Source organism: Crystallibacter degradans (genome assembly GCF_012952295.1).
GTDB classification, from domain to species: domain Bacteria; phylum Actinomycetota; class Actinomycetes; order Actinomycetales; family Micrococcaceae; genus Crystallibacter; species Crystallibacter degradans.
This window is the reverse complement of the sequence record NZ_JABBCH010000053.1, coordinates 1-2,161: the sequence shown is the minus strand read 5'-3', so window position 1 is coordinate 2,161 and position 2,161 is coordinate 1. Positions and strand designations below refer to the sequence as shown.

Sequence of the window (2,161 nt, the reverse complement as noted above, 5' to 3'; positions counted from 1 at the left end):
GTGCGCCACGAGGCGCTGTTTTACCGAGCGGAGGTGGAAGACCTTCGCCGTTGTGCTGTCGCAGCAGCATGACGAAGCTGGGGGCAGCCTGACCCGAGGAAACACCGGGAAGGGTGGCAAGCAGCCCCGACAACGCCGGGACGGACCAGTACTACCGAATGGGTCGGGTCCGGCAAGCAAGGCAGGAAGGTGTACGAGAGGAACCAGTGCTAAAGCTTCTCAAGTCTCCCGCCAGCTCAAATTCGGTGGATATGGGCTGGCCTGCGATGCGTACCGTCCCGCATGACGGGGCGGGAACTTGGATGTCGGTTAAGGTCGTTGGCATCCGAGGCCACGGTGAAGGCCTGCGGCGTAGCCGTGGCGATATCGCAGGAGCATAGCTGGGCGCCTAACCTGCCGATCGGTAAACAGTGAACGTGGGAACCGTCGTGCGTCTCCCGGGCTTGTTGCCCATCCAGGGGTGCTGGTCCGGGTGAGCGTGTTGTCCGTCGATCGGCGCACGATGGGGCGGAGGGGCCGTAGTAGTCCGAGCGGGGGAAAGCCTCGTACATGGCGAAGGGCCCCAGCGGATATGACGCAGTAGCTACTGCACGGAACGGAGGCATTGGTGAATACCGGTGAACCGCGTTGGGCCGACCTCGATGAGGCGAGTCTGCGGGTACGTGCGATGCAGACGAAACTGCACCACTGGGCGGTCAGTGACCCTGGCCGTCTTTTTGACGACGTGTTCAACCTCGTCTATGACCGGGATTTCCTCACCGTTGCGTGGGGCCGGGTCAAAGGAAACAAGGGTGCCAGAACGGCCGGTGTTGACCGGCGCATTCCGGCCCTGATCGGTGCTGGTGCCGAAAGCGAGGAGTTTCTGGAGGAAGTTAGGGAGCTGGTCAAGTCCCGGGCCTTTGTCCCGTTGCCGGTGAGGGAACGATTGATCCCCAAACCGAACAGCACGAAGCTTCGTCGCCTCGGCATTCCCACCGCCAGGGATCGGGTGGTTCAGGCATCCCTGGCGTTGGTGTTGGAGCCGATCTTTGAGGCGGATTTCAAGCCGGTCAGTTACGGTTTCCGTCCGAAGCGTCGGGCGCAGGATGCGATTGCCGAAATCCATGCCATGGCCACCCGGAATTACCACTGGGTGTTCGAGGCAGATATTGAGGCATGTTTTGACGAGCTGAAGCATTCGGCGGTCATCGCCGAGGTGCGCAAGCGCGTCACGGACAAACGCGTGCTGGTCCTGATCGGCAAGTTCCTCAAGGCGGGCATCATGTCCGCCGAGGGGAAGATCAGGGAATCTGACACCGGAACCCCGCAGGGAGGGATCATTTCCCCGCTTCTGGCCAACATCGCATTGACGGTGTTGGACAAGCATTTTTGCGATTTGTGGGATGCCCATGGCACCCCTTACCGCAGGGAAGCGCACCGGAAACGGGGAGGGGCCACCTATCGGATCATCCGCTACGCTGACGATTTTGTCATCATGGTCCTTGGTACCCAAGCCCATGCGGAGGCCCTCTGGGATGAAGTCGCGGAGGTCATCGCCCCTCTGGGGTTGAAGATCTCCGTAGCGAAATCCCGGGTCTGCCACGTTGATGAGGGGTTCGATTTCCTCGGTTTTCACATCCAGCGGAGAGTGAAGAAAGGAACCCAGAAAATGAGTGTCTACACCTACCCGTCGAAGAAGTCCTTGTCGACGATTCTCGGGAAGGTGCGGGCACTGACACGTCGGTCGGAACATCCATCGCTGGACGCCCTGCTCCGCCGGTTGAATCCGGTGGTGCGTGGCTGGTGCAACTATTTCCGCCATGGGGTTTCCAAAGCGACCTTCGGGTACCTCGATGCCTTCATATGGCATCGGGTGACCCAATGGATCCGCAAACGACACCCCGGCATTACATGGCGGGACTTGTTCCGGCGCTTTCTGACAGGAAGGCCCGGAAACCAGCCCCAGGCCGAGGGAATCATCATGTTCGACACCGCGACGGTACCGGTCACCCGGTATCGGTGGCGGGCACGCAATATCCCGACGCCGTGGGCAGCCAACACGGCTTGAGTGTCTATCCGTGGAGCGCCGGATGCGATGAGAGTCGCACGTCCGGTGCGGAGGGCGGGTCGGAGAAACGAGCCGGGAGCAATCCCGGTGTCGCGCTCCGGCCCGACCCTACAT

Annotated in this window: 1 protein-coding gene; it reads left to right on the top strand. The window is 61.3% G+C overall.

Translation table 11 applies throughout. The annotated features are described in order from the left end of the window. The first annotated feature begins 607 nt into the window (after positions 1–607). Entirely contained in the window at positions 608–2,047 is a 1,440-nt protein-coding gene (ltrA, locus tag HGO92_RS23040; RefSeq protein ID WP_346769079.1) for a group II intron reverse transcriptase/maturase, read from the top strand. The last annotated feature ends 114 nt before the right edge of the window (positions 2,048–2,161 follow it).